Consider the following 15,673-nt stretch of genomic DNA (forward strand, 5'->3'; position numbering starts at 1 on the left):
AGGGCAGATGCAGGGCACGGGGTGTGGCGCAGCTTGGTAGCGCGCTTCGTTCGGGACGAAGAGGTCGTGGGTTCAAATCCCGCCACCCCGACAGTGCCAGAAGGACCCGATCCGCGACGCGGATCGGGTCCTTCTGCGTATCCGGGGGATCAGCCGACGGCGAGGAGGTCGATCACCCCCGTGGTGTCCCCGCGCCCCGCGGCGCGCGGGAATCAGGCCGCCCGCACCTGACGTCGATAGATCCCCGGCGCCAGCCCGTACTCGCGCTTGAAGGCCTTCGCGAAGGCGAACTCCGAGCCGTAGCCGGCCCGGCCGGCGACGGCGCTGAGCGGTGCGTCGGATTCGCGCAACACCCTGGCAGCGGTCGTCATGCGCCACCGGGTCAGGTACGCCATCGGGGGTTCCCCGACCAGGGCCGTGAACCGCCGGGCGAAGGCCGCGCGGGACAGCCCGGCCCGGCCGGCGAGCGACTCGACCGACCACGGGGCCGACGGATCCCCGTGGATGGCGGCCAGTGCGGGAGCGACCGCCCCGTCGGCCAGCGCGGCGGCCCAACCCTCCGCGTCCGCACCGGGCTGGGCCTCGAGCCAGGCCCGCAGGATGTACAAGAGCAACGAGTCGATCAACGCCGGCACGATCCCGTCCGACCCGACGCGGGGGTTCTCCAACTCGGCGCCGAGGAGCTGGACCGCCGCGCTGAGCTCGGGGTGACGGCCGTGTCCGGTCGGCAGGTGCACCACCTCGGGCAGCTGCCGGACCAGTGGGTGCGGCCGCCGTTGGTCGAGGTGGTAGTTCCCGCACAGCAGGCTGGTCCTGGGGCCGTCGCCGCCGACCGACACCGTGCCGATCGGCGACCCCGGTTGAAACTGCTCGGCCGTCTCCACCACGGCCGGGGTGGACGGGTGGTCGGCGAGAATGTGGCCGCGGCCGTCGCGCAGGAAGATCACGTCACCGGGGCTGAGCGCGACCGGCTTCAGGTGCGGCGCGTCCTCGAGGGGCACGAGCCAGCAGGTGCCGTGCAGCACCACGTGGAAGCCCGCCCCCGCGACCGGCGGTAACCGCAGCCCCCACGGCGCACGGCCGTCGGTGCGAACGGACGACGGATGTCCTGTCCGCATCGACGCCAGCGCCTCGGTCAGGATGTCCAACGCCCTGCGCCTCCTTCGGTTACTTCGGATCGCAACGATACGGCCGCCCCGGCTCAGACCACCCTCAGCACGACCTTGCCCCGCACCTGCCCCGACTCGAGCAGCTCGTGCGCCTTACCCGCGTCGGCGAGCGGGAACGTCTCCTCGATGTGGGGGCGGATCCGCCCGGCGTCGACGAGCTCGGCGATCGCCTCGAGTGCGGCGTAATCCGGTTCGACCGACACCCCGGCGAAGCGCCGTCCCGCCGCCTCGACCTCGGCGGCGAGTTCCCGGTTCCAGTGCTCGAGGATGCTGACGAGGGTGCCGCCAGGGCGCAGCACGCTCAGCGACCGAGCGCCCTGGGCAGTCGAGTCGAACACGACGTCGACGTCGCGGAGCACCTCGGTGAAGTCGGTGACCTGGTAATCGATCACCTCGTCGGCGCCGAGCCCGCGAACGAAGTCGTGCTTTGCGGCACTGGCCAACGCGATCACGTGCGCCCCGCGGGATTTCGCGATCTGCACCGCCAGGTGGCCGACACCGCCCGCGGCCCGGTGGATGAGCACGCGGTCACCGGCGCCTACCCGTGCCGCGTCGACCAGCCCCTGCCACGCGGTGAGCGCGGCGAGCGGGAGGGCGGCCGCCTGCACGTGATCGAGTGAAGCCGGCTTTCGGGCCACCTGTCGGGACGGCGCGGCGACGTACTCCGCATAGCCGGTGGCGGCGCGGGGGAAGAACGGCATCCCGAAGACCTCGTCGCCGACCGCGAACCGGGCCCCCGGACCGGCCTCCTCGACCACCCCGGAGATGTCCCAGCCGACGCCGAAACTCGGCTCCCCCAGCAGCTTGAGGGCGCCCGCTCGGACGGCCACGTCCACAGGGTTCACCGCGCTCGCGTGGACCCGGATGAGCACCTCACCGCTGAGCGGCGCGGGTCGTTCGGTCTCGGCGATCTCGAGCACCTCGGGACCACCGAAGGACTTCTGGATGACAGCCAACATGGGAACTCTCCTTTGTCGTTTTCGTTGTTGCCATCGACATTAGGGAGATCCAACGAGCCGGAGAATATCCTGATTGCTCGGAAACATGTCCGATCGTCTCGCCTGCGAGCACCCTCGACATCCGGTCCCCCTCGGCCCCGCCGCTCCGGTCACTCGCCCGCGCGCACCGCGTAGTCCGCAAGCGCCGGCTCGATGAGGTCGAAGGCCCGCCGCCCCGATTCACCGACACGCTCGGCGATCTCGTCATTGCCGAGACCGTCGAGCGTGAACCGCACGACGTCCCCGAAGAGCACCCGGTGGACGCCGCCGAGCACGGCCGCGACCGCGCGAGCGGTGATGTCACCCGGCTCCGCGCGGGTCTCGACCGCCAGGACCGCCGCGAGCGATTCCTCGCGCTGCTCGTTCAGCTCACGCAGCCGCGCGGTCAGGGTGGGGCTGTCGGCGATCATCCGGGCGAACGGCATCCCCGAGAAGCCGATGACGGGGTCCTGGCGCCGCACGTCGGCCGCGAAGACCCGGCGCAGCGCCGCCAGCGCGGACTCCCCCGGCTCCCGCTCCGCCACCGTCCTCGCGAGCCCGGACGTGAACACCTCGTGGTGATCGAGGGCCAGGTCCTCCTTGCGTGCGAAGTAGTTGGTGACGGTCTTCTTGGCCACCCGTGCCGCGGACGCGATGTCCGCGATGGTCGTCTCCTCGAATCCGCGCTCGAGGAACAGCTCGGTCGCCCGGTCCGAGATCTCCTGCCGGGTCTCCTGCTTCTTCAGTTCCCGCAACCCCACGCCATCTGCCATGAGTGCAGCCTCCCATAGGTCCGACATCTTTTATATCCGACGTAAGAATTTCCTTGACCTTAGATGCGCCGAATGTATAATTACGTCCGTCGTAAGTTTTCAGCCGACAGAACAGGGGCTCCCGTGACCGCCAACCCGCACTCCCTGCCCAGCACCCTCGCCGCCGTATCAAGCACCCCGGGCGCACCGAAGCTCCCCGCGCCAGCCGCCCGCACCAGCCACTCCCCGGCCGCGTCAATCCGGTACGCCGCCCATTCGGCGCACCGCGGCGTCACTGCTACTGACCTCGGGCCCCGCCGCGCCACAACCTCGCCCATCTCGCCCGAAGGAGACACCCATGCAGGTCACCGCTTCCACCATCTCGCTCACCGTCGACGACGTCGCCGCCTCGAGCACGTTCTTCGTCACCCACCTCGGCTACCGCGAGCAGGCCGCGGCGGACGGCTTCGCCTCACTGAACCGGCCCGACGCAGCGGTCGACATCGTCCTGCTCCAGCGTGGGATCGAGGTGCTCCCCGAGGGGTTCCGCGACCGCCACGCGGACGGCCTCATCCTCGCGTTCACCGTCGACGATCTCGCCGCACAAGAGGCGCGGATCAAGTCGGAGGGCGTCGAGATCACGATGGCGCTGCGGGAAGAGCCATGGGGCGAGAAGTTGTTCCAGGTGACCGACCCCAACGGCATCGTCGTCCAGTTCGTCGAATGGGCCGACCGGGACGCGCCCGAGGACGCCGCGGCGCTCGCCTGAGGCCCCCGGCTCGCTCGAGGCCCTCCGGTGCCGTCCCGACGTCGGGGCGCACCGGAGGGCTCCGGCGAACAGGCGCTATGACCACCCGAGGAGTCCCGCAATATTCGCCGCGCCGGCCCGAACGCGATGTGCTGTAATAGCGAGGTTTGGGGGGGGATTCCGGAGGGGGAATGATGTCCGATCCATTGCAGGTTGACCCTGCCGCTCTCGATGCGTTCCCATCGACAGTGCGTGATCTCACCGACAAGAACGAGTCCGCCCGCGACTTTCGGGGCGAATGGCTGAGCCTGTCCAGCACGAGTGGCCGCCTCTTCTTCGCGGTCACCCAGGCATTTCAGAAGAAGCGGTGCAGGCTCGGCGCCAACTGAGCGGGATCCGAGTCATCCGGTGGTCGCCAAATAGAAAGTGACCCTGGACATCTGGACCGAGCTCCCGGTCCACGGTCCGGGCCGGTGCCGCAGGCGCTGGGGATTCCTCTTCGTTCGGCGACCTTGCCGCGCCCAAACGCCACCGAATACGATTGACGCACGTCACAGGTGCCTTGTTCGGGGCGCCGTCGCGGTCCGGTCGGCACCGAGGTCCGGCGTTCTCGGACAGTGGGGAGCAACGCGCGACCGCACGCCATGCGGAGCCGGCCCCGACGGACGGAGAGCGTGATGACTGAGGTGAGCGACGACCTCGGCGTGCTGAGGTCGGCGATCGGCGGGCCGGTGTTCGGCCCCGATGACACCGGATACGACGAGGCCAGATCGATCTGGAACGGCGACATCGATCACCGTCCGCTCTGCGTCGCGCAATGCGTGTCCGCTGGTGACGTCGGTTCCGCGCTTGGATTCGCCCGGGATCGGGAACTCGAGGTCTCGATCCGGGGCGGCGGGCACGCCTACAGCGGCACCTCCGTCAGCGAGGGCGGCCTGATGATCGACCTCAGCGCGATGAACGGCACCTCGGTGGAACCCGAGACCGGGATGGCGCGGATCGGGGGCGGCGCCACCATGGCAGACCTGGACGCCGCGACCCAGGCACACGGGCTGGCCGTGACCGGCGGGGTGATCAGCCACACCGGGGTCGGAGGGCTCACCCTCGGCGGCGGCATGGGTTGGCTGACCCAGCTCGCGGGGCTGTCCATCGACAACCTGGCATCGGCCGAGGTGGTGCTGGCGGACGGCAGTGTCGTCCGGGCCTCCGACGACGAGCATCCGGATCTGTTCTGGGCGCTGCGGGGCGGCGGCGGGAACTTCGGTGTGGTCACCGAGTTCGAGTACAGACTCCACCCGGTCGGTCCCACGGTGAACCTCGGGCTGTTCTTCTGGTCGCTCGACGACGGCGCCGCCGCGCTGCGCCTGTGCCAGGAGTTCATCCCGACACTGCCGGCGAGGGCCGGCTGCCTGATCGCGGCCGGGATGTGCGCACCACCGGAACCCTTTGTGCCCGAGCAGTTCCGGGGGATGCCCGGCCACGCGCTCATCATCGCCGGGTATTCGTCGGCGGCGGAACACGCGTCCACGGTTGCCCCGATCAGGGACGCCCTGGCACCGCTGTTCGAGTTCGTCACCCCGATCCCCTACACCGGACTGCAGCAGATGTTCGACGACGCAGCGCCCTGGGGCATCCTCGGCTACGAGAAGGCGCTCGACCTCGACGCCCTCTCGGACGAGGTGATCGCCGTGATCGTCGAGCAGGCGCCGCGTAAGAGTTCTCCGCTCTCGTTCATGCCGATCTTCCGCCTTGACGGGGCCTTCACGGCCGTCGGTGAGGACGACACGGCATTCGGCGGTGCCCGCACCCCGCACTACGTCTGCAACATCGCCGGGATGTCCGACACCCCAGAGGTATTCGCCGCGGACCGGGCGTGGACCCGCTCGATCTGGGAGGCGCTCCGACCGCTCTCGTCGAACCAGGGCAGCTATGTCAACTTCATGGCGGAACCGGACGAGGACCGGGTCCGTGCCGCGTACGGGCCGCGCAAGTACGACCGGCTGGCCGCGGTCAAGGCACAGTACGACCCCGGCAACACCTTCCACCTCAATGCCAACATCAGGCCGGCCTGAGGTGGGGCTAGTCCTGCGGACGGGCCGCGATGATCGCCCGAACGGCGTCGGGTAGCCGGTCCCGGCGACTCTTCGGCGGCCGGGCGCCCACCTGGAGGTAGCGTCCGGCGAAGCTGTACGGCAGGTCGACCAGGGCCAGCACCACCAGGTCCGTCTCCCGCCTGCCCGCCCGCCCGAACACCGCGCGCGCCAGCTCCGCGATCAGGCTGCCTGCCTGCGCGTCGGACCGTCCGACCTCGGCGATCAGCTCGTCGCCCAGGTTCAGGTGCAGCACGTCCTCGCGGCGGAGCCGGTCCAGCAACAGCATGTCGCCCGGCTCGGCGACGCAGTGGTCGTAGAGCGCGAGGGCCAGCTCCACCACCACCTCGACAGGGTCCCCGGCCGGGTCGAACCCGGCGGGCCGGACCTGCTGGGTGCGGCGCACGGCACGCAGCCAGGTCCGCGCGAGCAGCTCGTCGACCGAGGCGAAGCGGTGGTAGATCGACCCGGTCGGCGCGCCCGCCCGTGCGGCGATCAAGGCGACCGTCGCGGACCGCGGACCGCGCTCGAGGATCACCTCGCGCGCGGCGTCGAGCAATGCGTCGATGGAGAACGTGGTGCGGGCCATTCGCCGAGTATCGCAGAATCCGCGGCTGGACAGCCATCCGTTCTAGAAGATAGTTTCTAGAAATGACATTCTCGAATACCCCCGACGACCTGCCCACCCTGAGCCGAGACGGCGACGTCTACGTGCTGAACCTGGGCTCCGGCGAGAACCGCTTCAACCCCGACTGGCTCGACGCGGTCGACGCGCACCTCGACACCGTCGAGGCCGCCGAGGGCCCAAGGGCCCTCGTCACCACCGCCGCGGGGAAGATCTGGAGCAACGGCCTCGACCTGCCGTGGCTGATGGCCAATGCCGACCAGATCCCGGCGTTCGGCGCGCGGGTCGAGGTCCTGTTCGCCCGCGTCCTCGCCCTGGGGTTGCCGACAGTCGCAGCGCTGCAGGGACATGCCTTCGGCGCGGGCGCCATGCTGGCACTCGCCCACGATCAGCGGGTCATGCGCGCCGACCGCGGGTTCTTCTGCTTCCCCGAGGTCGACATCCAGATCCCCATCTCGGTGGGCATGTCCGACCTGATCGCCGCCAAGCTTCCCGTGCGGACCGCGCACGACGCCATGACCACCGGCAGGCGCTACGGCGGGGCCGAGTCCATCGCCGAGGGCATCGTCGACGAGGCGGTCGACGAGCAGGCCGTTCTGCCCGCCGCGATGGACCGCGCCCGGGCCCTAGCGCCCAAGGCGGGTGCGACCCTGGGCACCATCAAGGAGCACCGGTTCCGCGCGGCGCTCGCGGAGCTGCGGAACCCCGCGTAGGCCCGCTACTCTTCGGCGAAGTCGCCGTACTCGGGATGGCCCGAACGCTCATACGAGCTGATGACCACGCCCGAACTCGTGACGCGCGTCTGCGCCAACGCGAAGGCGGTCGGCAGCGCGTCGGTCGGGAACAGCCGCTTTCCTGTACCGAGCAGGACCGGGAAGGACAGCAGGTGAAGCGTGTCGACCAGGCCCTCCCGCAGCAGCCACCGCACGAGTACCCCGCTGCCGTGGACCTGGAGCTCACGCCCGTCCTGCGCCTTGAGGTCTGCGACCGCCTGGCGCGTGCCGCCGGTGATCAGGCGACTGTTCTGCCAGTCGGCCGCGGTGAGGGTGGTAGTGGCGACGTGCTTCGGCAGCCTGTTGAGCCGGCCGGCGATCGGGTCGGCCGGGTCGTCGTGATTCGGCCAGTACGACGCGAAGATCTCGTACGTCTTGCGACCGAGCAGAAACGTATCCGCCTGGTCGAACACCTCGATCATGAACCGCCCGAAGTCCTCGTCACCGTACGGCGCCGACCACCCGCCGTGGACGAACCCGTCGCTGGGGTCCTCCTGGGGGCCGCCCGGTGCCTGGTAGACGCCGTCGAGGGTGACGAACGTGGTGACAGTCAGTTTCATCGTCGTGCTCCTGTGTGCTCGGTGCCGCGGGTGTCATAGGTTCTGACTCCCGGTCAGACCGAAACTCATCGGCGCTACCGAAACGTCCCGAGCAACCGATCGCGCTCCCGCTCGACGGTGTCCCTGATCTCCTCGACCACTGCCGCCACCTCCCGCCTGCGCAGCGCCTCCGACCGGGCCACCAGCCAATAGGTCAGTTTCGTCGAGACCAACTCCGGCAGCAGCCGTACCAGGTCCGGGTGCCGGTCGGCCATGAAGCAGGGCAGCAGCCCGATCCCCGCCGCTGCCCTGGTGGCCTCCACGTGCACGAAGACGTTCGTGGAGCTCACCGACTCGCGCATCTCGGGAGCGATGCTCCTCGCGACATCCAGGTCGTCGACCTGCAGCATCGAATCGACGAAGTACACCAGCGAGTGTTCGGCCAGTTCCGCGATGGCGTGCGGGGTACCGCGCTCGCGCAGATAGTCCCTGGAGGCGTACAGCCCCAGCACGTAGTCCGCCAGTGGCAGGGCCTCGGCCCGGTGCACCTGCGGCCGCCCGACGACGATCTCCACGTCCATGCCGGACCGCTGCCTGGACGCCCGGCGGGTGGTCGCCACGATCTCCACCGCGAGGTCCGGATGGCGCCTGCGCACCCGCGCGGCGGCGGGCGCGGCGATGTACGCGCTGAACCCGTCCGTCGCGGACACCCGCACGACCCCCTTGAGCCTGCCCTGCCCGGAGGAATCGGAGGAGAGCGCGTCGACGACCGCCTCGACGCTCTCCGCGGCGGCCAGCGCCTGCCTGCCGAGGTCCGTCAGCTCCCAGCCACCCGCCGCCCGTACCAGCAGCCGTCCACCCAGGCTCTTCTCCAACGCGGCGATGCGGCGGGAGATGGTCGTGTGGTTGACGCCGAGATCCTCGGCGGCCGAGGTGAAGCGCCCGGTCCTGCCGACGGCGAGCAGCACCAGGAGATCATCGGCGCTCGGACGACTCAGAGAATGCCGGTCCACGGAATCCACCACATCTGCATTCTTGCAGATACAAGGTGCGATTTTCCCCATTGTGAGGCGCATCGCGTGCACCAATACTCATCGCATAACGCCGGATGTGCACTGCATCACAGGGCGAACGCGATTGTCGGGCCGAGCACATGAGGAGTTCAGCGATGAGTACCGAGCAACTGTCACGGGCGGGCGGGGGTGACCCGTCCCCGGCCCCGGACACCGCGCCGTCCGGGCTGAAGAAGGTCGTCGGCGCGTCGATGGCGGGCACCGTTGTCGAGTGGTACGAGTTCTTCCTCTACGGCACCGCCGCGACGCTGGTCTTCTCCAAGGTCTTCTTTCCCGCGGGCGGTAACGAGCTCGACGCGATCATCGCCGCGTTCGTCACCTACGCTGTCGGCTTCGCGGCCCGACCCATCGGCGGCATCGTCTTCGGGCACTTCGGCGACAAGTTCGGACGCAAGAAGCTGCTGCAGTTCAGCCTGCTGCTCGTCGGCGCGGCCACGTTCCTGATGGGCTGCATCCCCACCTTCGGGCAGATCGGCTACTGGGCGCCCGCGATCCTGGTGGCGCTGCGCTTCATTCAGGGCTTCGCCGTCGGTGGCGAATGGGGCGGCGCAGTGCTGCTCGTCGCCGAGCACAGCCCCAACCGCAGTCGCGGGTTCTGGGCCAGCTGGCCGCAGGCGGGCGTCCCGGCGGGCAACCTGCTCGCCACCATCGTGCTCCTGATCCTGACGAGCACGCTCTCCGACGCGGCCTTCCTCAGCTGGGGCTGGCGCGTGGCGTTCTGGCTGTCCGCCCTGATCGTGTTGGTGGGCTACTACATTCGCACCAAGGTGAGCGACGCACCGATCTTCCTCGAGGCCCAGAAGCTGGTCGAGAAGAACAAGGCCGCCTCGTACGGCGTGTTCGAAGTGCTGCGCCGCTACCCGCGCGGCGTGCTCACCGCGATGGGACTGCGGTTCGCGGAGAACATCATGTACTACCTGGTGGTGACCTTCTCGATCACCTATCTCAAGGTGGTCGTGCACGCCGACACCAGCAAGATCTTGTGGATGATGCTCATCGCCCACGGCGTGCATTTCGTCGCGGTTCCGCTGTGCGGCCGGCTGTCCGACACCCTCGGCCGGCGCCCCACCTACCTGATCGGGGCCGTCCTGGCGGGCACTTGGGGCTTCTTCGCCTTCCCGATGATGGACAGCGCGCACAACACGATCGTCTTGGCGGCCATCGTGATCGGGCTGATCATCCACGCCTTCATGTATGCCGGCCAGCCCGCGATCATGGCGGAGATGTTCCCGACCCGGATGCGCTACTCGGGCGTCTCGCTCGGCTACCAGGTCACCTCCATCGTGGCGGGCTCGCTCGCGCCGATCATCGCGGCCAGCCTGCTCAGCCGCTTCGACTCGTCCGTGCCGATCGCCTTCTACCTGCTCGGCGCCTCGGTCGTGACCATCGTTGCGGTCGCCTTCGCCCGTGAGACCAAGGGCATCTCGCTCGAATCCGTCGACGCCGCGGACGCGAGGACCCTCGCCGAGGAGAAGGCGGCGGACGCACCGCTCGTCGCCGGACAGAGCGCGGCGGTGGCCCGATGACCGTGCAGACCCTCGCCGGACGTTCGGCCCTGATCACCGGCGGCGCGAGCGGGATCGGCGCGGCCACCGCAAGGGCACTCGCGGCCAGGGGCGCCCAGGTCGTGATTGCCGACGTCGACGACATCGCCGCCAAGACGCTCGCGGACGAACTCGACGGCCGGGCCTGGACCGTCGACCTGCTCGACACCGAGGCGCTCGCCGGGCTCATGCTCGAGACCGACATCCTGGTGAACAACGCGGGCGTGCAGAGCATCAGCCCCATCGAGGACTTCCCGCCCGCGGAGTTCCGCAAGCTGTTGACGCTGATGGTGGAGGCGCCGTTCCTGCTGATCCGGGCGGCCCTTCCGCACATGTACGCCAACGGATTCGGCCGGATCATCAACGTCTCCTCGGTGCACGGGCTGCGCGCCTCCGAGTTCAAATCCGCGTATGTCACCGCGAAACACGGCCTCGAAGGACTGTCCAAGGTGACCGCACTCGAGGGCGGCCGACACGGGGTGACCAGCAACTGCGTCAACCCGGGGTACGTGCGAACCCCCCTGGTCGAGAAGCAGATCGCCGACCAGGCCGCCGTACACGGCATCCCCGAGGACGAGGTGCTCGCGCGGGTGATGCTCACCGAGAGCGCGATCAAGCGACTGGTCGAACCGGCCGAGGTGGCCTCGCTGGTGGCGTGGCTGGCGGGAGACGAGGCCGGCATGGTGACCGGCGCCTCGTACACGATGGACGGCGGGTGGAGCGCGCGATGATGGACAAGACCGTGCGTACGGCCGCCGAGGCCGTCGCGGACGTCACCGACGGCTCCAGCCTGGCGGTGGGCGGGTTCGGGCTCTGCGGCATCCCCTCGGCCCTCATCCAGGCGGTACTCGACGGCGGCGCAGCGGATCTCGAGGTCGTCAGCAACAACTGCGGCGTCGACGACTGGGGCCTGGGATTGCTCCTCGGTGCGGGCCGGATCCGGAAGATGGTCTCCTCCTATGTCGGGGAGAACAAGGAGTTCGAGCGTCAGTTCCTCTCCGGCGAACTGGAACTGGAGCTGACCCCGCAGGGCACGCTGGCGGAGAAGCTCCGGGCCGGCGGTTCGGGCATCGCCGCGTTCTACACCCAGAGCGGGGTCGGCACCCAGGTCGCCGAGGGCGGGCTGCCGCGTCGGTACGACGGCGCCGGCGGTGTCGCGGTGGCCTCGCCCGCCAAGCCGGTGCAGGCCTTCGGCGGTCGCGACTACGTGCTCGAGGAGGCGATCAGCACCGACTTCGCCCTCGTCCACGCCGCGCGGGGCGACCGCCACGGCAATCTGGTGTTCGATCTGTCTGCCCGCAACTTCTCGCCGCTTGCGGCCATGGCGGGCCGGATCACCGTCGCGCAGGTCGAGGAACTGGTGGAGCCGGGCGAGCTCGATCCCGACGCCGTGCACCTGCCGGGGGTGTACGTGCACCGCGTCCTCGAGGTCGGCCACGGCATCACCAAGAGGATCGAGAAGCGCACCGTCAGAACGACTACCGAGAGCGAGCGATGAGCATGGCCGGCGGCAACACCACGGCGGGTGCCCGCACCCGCGAGGAGATGGCGGCGCGGGCCGCGCAGGAACTGCGCGACGGCTGGTACGTGAACCTGGGGATCGGGCTGCCCACCCTGGTGCCGAACTTCGTACCCCCGGACTGCTCGGTGGTGCTGCAGTCCGAGAACGGAATCCTCGGCGTCGGCCCGTATCCGACTGAGCCCGAGATGGATCCGGATCTGATCAACGCGGGTAAGGAGACGGTGACGGTGCTGCCGGGTGCGTCGTTCTTCGACTCCGCGCTCAGCTTCGGGATGATCCGGGGCGGCAAGATCGATGCGGCGATCCTCGGCGGCATGCAGGTCTCGGCGACCGGCGACCTGGCGAACTGGATGATCCCCGGCAAGATGGTGAAGGGGCCGGGCGGGGCGATGGACCTCGTGCACGGCGCCGGGCGGGTGATCGTGCTGATGGAGCACTGCGCCAGGGACGGCGCACCGAAGATCGTCCAGCGGTGTTCGCTGCCGCTCACCGGTCGGGCGGTGGTCCACCGCATCATCACCGATCTGGCCGTCATCGACGTCACCCCCGCCGGCCTGGTCCTGCGTGAGGTCGCGCCGGGCGTCGAGGTGGCGCAGGTGCTGGCGTGCACCGAACCGGAGCTGATCGTCGACCTGCCACTCGCGGCGGCGCGGGCCTGAGCGCGCTCGGGCTCCGATGAACGTGTTGCATTTTTGGCGCCGGATCGCAAGTCGAAAACCCGGCCCGAGAGTCCTCGGAGACCAGTTCGAGGCACCTTTCCAGGCATTATGCGCAAATTCTGGCACAACTTGTTACCCGACCGTAACTTGTGTCGCGTGTAGTCAAAACTGCAACGAGTTCCCGATTGCGGTGGCACAGTGTGGACACTTTCATCCAACCGATGCTCGACATCTCTCCCGCGAGTCGGGCGCAAGGAGTGTTATGTCCAAGTCCACAGTGCGGCAATGCGCCGTACCGGTCACGTCCGTGGCGCTGGCCGCCGGCCTGCTCTTGATCGGCAGCCCCGCGTCCGCGGCACCCACGACCACCTCGTTCAAGAACGCCTGCCAGGCCAGCGCGGTACTCACCGTGCACAAGGTCGCCGACACGTCGATGACCGTCGACGCACCGGCCTCCGTGACGGCGGGTGAGACGTTCACCTACCGCATCCAGCCGGGCGGCTCGTCCTTCCCCAACAGCGAGTCGGGCGCGACCACCACCAACATCACGCGGCTCAAGGTCGACTACGCGATCCCCGCGAACGCGACCTTCGTCAGCGCCGCCGTCGTGGCGGGCAGCGGCGTGAACCTCGACGGCGTCGCGCCGACCGTGGATCGCGTCAACGACGCGGGCAATCCCGACGGCGCCGGCAACATCCTGCGCCTGTCGGGCGGCAACCAGGTGATCGCCAATGGCGGATCCTCGAGCACCAACAGCGAGGGCGGCATCCGCGCACCCAAGCTGAAGAAGAACCTCGATGGCAGCACCAACGGCAACGGCGACAGCTGGTACCGACTGCCCGCCATCGATGTCACCGTCACCGCTGGAGCGGCAGGCGTCATCACGCCGAAGGTGCGCACCGCAGGCAGCGCCGCAAATTACAACGCGAACGAGAGCTACTACACCTTCCTGCCCCGGGCGACCTTCCTCGGCGGAACCCAGTGGGCGCCTACGCGTTGCACGCCTCGTGACGCACAGGGCTCAGCGCTGAACGCGGGCGCGGGGCCGCTGGCCACGATCAACGTGGGCGCCGCCGCGGCGGACACCACCACCACGCTGAACGTCCCGGCCACCGCCAAGACCGGCACCGCCGTCGACCTCACCGCCACCGTCGCCCCCGCAGGCGCCACCGGCACCGTCCAGTTCAAGGACGGCGCCGACAACATCGGCAACGCCGTCCCGGTCAACAACGGCACCGCCACCCTGAACCACACCTTCAGCGCCGACGGGGCGCACGCCATCACCGCCGTCTACAGCGGTGACGCGGGCAACAAGCCGTCCACCTCTGCTGCGGCGACCGTGACCGTCAGCACGGACCCGGTCATCGTCGACACCACCACCACCCTGAACGTCCCGGCCACCGCCAAGACCGGCACCGCCGTCGACCTCACCGCCACCGTCGCCCCCGCAGGCGCCACCGGCACCGTCCAGTTCAAGGACGGCGCCGACAACATCGGCAACGCCGTCCCGGTCAACAACGGCACCGCCACCCTGAACCACACCTTCACCACCACCGGAGCCCATTCGGTCACCGCCGTTTACAGCGGTGACGCCGGTAACAAGCCGTCCACCTCGGCGGCATCGAACGTCGACGTCTCGGTCAACGCCGTCGACACCACCACCACCCTGAACGTCCCGGCCACCGCCAAGACCGGCACCGCCGTCGACCTCACCGCCACCATCGCCCCCGCACCCAGCGGCGGCACCGTCCAGTTCAAGGACGGCGACACCAACATCGGCGGACCGGTCACCCTCAACGGCGCCACCGCCACCCTGAACCACACCTTCACCACCATCGGTGCACACGCGGTCACCGCCGTCTACAGCGGCGCCGACGGCTTCAACACCAGCACCAGTGCCGCATCGAACGTCGACGTCTCGGTCAACGCCGTCGACACCACCACCACCCTGAACGTCCCGGCCACCGCCAAGACCGGCACCGCCGTCGACCTCAGCGCCACCATCGCCCCCGCACCCAGCGGCGGCACCGTCCAGTTCAAGGACGGGAGCACCAACATCGGCGGACCGGTCACCCTCAACGGCGCCACCGCCACCCTGAACCACACCTTCACCACCATCGGTGCGCACGCGGTCACCGCCGTCTACAGCGGCGCCGACGGCTTCAACACCAGCACCAGTGCCGCATCGAACGTCGACGTCTCGGTCAACGCCGTCGACACCACCACCACGCTGACCGTCCCGGCCACCGCCAAGACCGGCACCGCCGTCGACCTCAGCGCCACCATCGCCCCCGCACCCAGCGGCGGCACCGTCCAGTTCAAGGACGGGAGCACCAACATCGGCGGACCGGTCACCCTCAACGGCGCCACCGCCACCCTGAACCACACCTTCACCACCGACGGAGCGCACCCGGTGACCGCTGTCTACAGCGGCGCCGACGGCTTCAACACCAGCACCAGCACGGCCTCCACCGTCGACGTCTCCACCGACCCCGTCATCGTCGACACCGTCACCACGCTCAACGTCCCGGGCGAGGCGAAAACCGGTGACTCGGTGGACCTCTGGGCCCTGGTGAAGGACAACGAGGGCAACAATGCGGCCGGCGGCACCGTGCAGTTCAAGGACGGGAGCACCAACATCGGCAGCCCGATCGGGCTCGTCGACGGTGGCGCGAAGCTGAGCCACACGTTCACCACGACCGGAGCACACTCGATCTCCGCCGTCTACAGCGGCGCGGAGAACTTCAATGGCTCCACCGGACAGGCACAGACCGTCAATGTCACCGACCCGGCGCCCGTCGAGGTCGCGACGGTGACGACGCTGACCGCTCCCGGCACCGCAACCAAGGGCTCGCCGGTGGACCTGTCGGCGGCCGTGAAGACCGAGTCCGGCGACCCGGTGACCTCGGGCACCGTGACCTTCATGGACGGCAATACCGCGATCGGCGAGGCGGTCGACGTGGTCAACGGACAGGCCACGCTGTCCTACAAGTTCACCCAGACCGGTGACCGTCAGATCAAGGCCGTCTACAGCGGCGCAACCGGATTCAAGGAGTCGACGTCCAGCGCGTCGACCGTGAAGGTCTCCGGCGGCGGCAACCCGGGCGGCACCGGATCGCTCGGATCGCTCGGCAGCATCTTCGGTTCCTAGCAGCACCCTGACGAACGCCCCCACCCGCCAGGTGGGGGCGTTCGTCGTCCC

Annotated in this window: 15 protein-coding genes and 1 tRNA gene; 10 read left to right on the forward strand and 6 right to left on the reverse strand. The window is 69.2% G+C overall.

The window, feature by feature from the left end; translation table 11 throughout:
* The first annotated feature begins 17 nt into the window (after positions 1-17).
* A tRNA-Pro gene (locus tag BTZ20_RS24040) sits at positions 18-91 on the forward strand.
* A gap of 121 nt (positions 92-212) precedes the next feature.
* Here the strand turns inward: BTZ20_RS24040 and BTZ20_RS24045 are convergent.
* From BTZ20_RS24045 to BTZ20_RS24055, 3 genes are all read right to left on the reverse strand, one after another.
* Positions 213-1,148 (reverse strand): AraC family transcriptional regulator, encoded by a 936-nt coding sequence (locus BTZ20_RS24045; RefSeq protein ID WP_077043083.1) that lies wholly within the window; start codon positions 1,146-1,148, stop codon positions 213-215.
* 53 nt (positions 1,149-1,201) lie between these two features.
* Positions 1,202-2,128, reverse strand: a complete 927-nt coding sequence (locus tag BTZ20_RS24050) for an NADP-dependent oxidoreductase (RefSeq protein ID WP_077043084.1) — start codon at positions 2,126-2,128, stop codon at positions 1,202-1,204.
* Positions 2,129-2,277: 149 nt separating this feature from the next.
* Positions 2,278-2,919 carry a TetR/AcrR family transcriptional regulator gene (locus tag BTZ20_RS24055; protein ID WP_077043085.1) on the reverse strand — a complete coding sequence of 214 codons (642 nt, stop codon included), beginning with the start codon at positions 2,917-2,919 and terminating at the stop codon, positions 2,278-2,280.
* A gap of 337 nt (positions 2,920-3,256) precedes the next feature.
* On the opposite strand from BTZ20_RS24055, the gene BTZ20_RS24060 reads away from it, so the two are divergent.
* From BTZ20_RS24060 to BTZ20_RS24065, 3 genes are all read left to right on the forward strand, one after another.
* On the forward strand, positions 3,257-3,667 hold the full coding sequence (locus tag BTZ20_RS24060) for a VOC family protein (RefSeq protein ID WP_077043086.1): 411 nt from the start codon (positions 3,257-3,259) through the stop codon (positions 3,665-3,667).
* Positions 3,668-3,894: 227 nt separating this feature from the next.
* Positions 3,895-4,035 carry a hypothetical protein gene (locus BTZ20_RS27435; protein ID WP_189636539.1) on the forward strand — a complete coding sequence of 47 codons (141 nt, stop codon included), beginning with the start codon at positions 3,895-3,897 and terminating at the stop codon, positions 4,033-4,035.
* Between the two features lie 288 nt (positions 4,036-4,323).
* The gene (locus BTZ20_RS24065) at positions 4,324-5,718 is read left to right on the forward strand and encodes an FAD-binding oxidoreductase (protein ID WP_077043087.1); all 1,395 of its coding nucleotides are present in this window, start codon (positions 4,324-4,326) and stop codon (positions 5,716-5,718) included.
* Between the two features lie 7 nt (positions 5,719-5,725).
* Here the strand turns inward: BTZ20_RS24065 and BTZ20_RS24070 are convergent, their stop codons facing one another.
* On the reverse strand, positions 5,726-6,325 hold the full coding sequence (locus tag BTZ20_RS24070; protein ID WP_077043088.1) for a TetR/AcrR family transcriptional regulator: 600 nt from the start codon (positions 6,323-6,325) through the stop codon (positions 5,726-5,728).
* A gap of 89 nt (positions 6,326-6,414) precedes the next feature.
* Here BTZ20_RS24070 and BTZ20_RS24075 point away from each other — a divergent pair, with 89 nt between their 5' ends.
* On the forward strand, positions 6,415-7,074 hold the full coding sequence (locus tag BTZ20_RS24075; RefSeq protein ID WP_077043950.1) for an enoyl-CoA hydratase-related protein: 660 nt from the start codon (positions 6,415-6,417) through the stop codon (positions 7,072-7,074).
* A gap of 5 nt (positions 7,075-7,079) precedes the next feature.
* Here the strand turns inward: BTZ20_RS24075 and BTZ20_RS24080 are convergent, their stop codons facing one another.
* Both BTZ20_RS24080 and BTZ20_RS24085 read right to left on the reverse strand, forming a co-directional pair.
* Positions 7,080-7,694 carry a dihydrofolate reductase family protein gene (locus tag BTZ20_RS24080; protein WP_077043089.1) on the reverse strand — a complete coding sequence of 205 codons (615 nt, stop codon included), beginning with the start codon at positions 7,692-7,694 and terminating at the stop codon, positions 7,080-7,082.
* 74 nt (positions 7,695-7,768) lie between these two features.
* Positions 7,769-8,671, reverse strand: a complete 903-nt coding sequence (locus tag BTZ20_RS24085) for a LysR family transcriptional regulator (RefSeq protein WP_223263849.1) — start codon at positions 8,669-8,671, stop codon at positions 7,769-7,771.
* Between the two features lie 170 nt (positions 8,672-8,841).
* On the opposite strand from BTZ20_RS24085, the gene BTZ20_RS24090 reads away from it, so the two are divergent.
* From BTZ20_RS24090 to BTZ20_RS24110, 5 genes are all read left to right on the forward strand, one after another.
* Positions 8,842-10,272 (forward strand): MFS transporter, encoded by a 1,431-nt coding sequence (locus BTZ20_RS24090; RefSeq protein WP_077043090.1) that lies wholly within the window; start codon positions 8,842-8,844, stop codon positions 10,270-10,272.
* On the forward strand, positions 10,269-11,021 hold the full coding sequence (locus BTZ20_RS24095; protein ID WP_077043091.1) for a 3-hydroxybutyrate dehydrogenase: 753 nt from the start codon (positions 10,269-10,271) through the stop codon (positions 11,019-11,021). Before BTZ20_RS24090 ends, BTZ20_RS24095 begins: the two co-directional genes overlap by 4 nt.
* Positions 11,021-11,788, forward strand: coding sequence for a CoA transferase subunit A (locus BTZ20_RS24100; protein ID WP_223263851.1), 768 nt, complete (start codon positions 11,021-11,023; stop codon positions 11,786-11,788). Before BTZ20_RS24095 ends, BTZ20_RS24100 begins: the two co-directional genes overlap by 1 nt.
* 2 nt (positions 11,789-11,790) lie before the next feature.
* Positions 11,791-12,471: a CoA transferase subunit B gene (locus BTZ20_RS24105; RefSeq protein WP_189636696.1), complete on the forward strand. Its 681-nt coding sequence runs from the start codon at positions 11,791-11,793 to the stop codon at positions 12,469-12,471.
* 262 nt (positions 12,472-12,733) lie between these two features.
* The gene (locus BTZ20_RS24110) at positions 12,734-15,622 is read left to right on the forward strand and encodes a beta strand repeat-containing protein (protein WP_077043092.1); all 2,889 of its coding nucleotides are present in this window, start codon (positions 12,734-12,736) and stop codon (positions 15,620-15,622) included.
* Positions 15,623-15,673 lie beyond the last annotated feature (51 nt).

It is taken from the genome of Rhodococcus sp. MTM3W5.2 (assembly GCF_001984015.1).
In the GTDB taxonomy this organism is placed as follows: Bacteria; Actinomycetota; Actinomycetes; order Mycobacteriales; family Mycobacteriaceae; genus Rhodococcus_G; species Rhodococcus_G oryzae.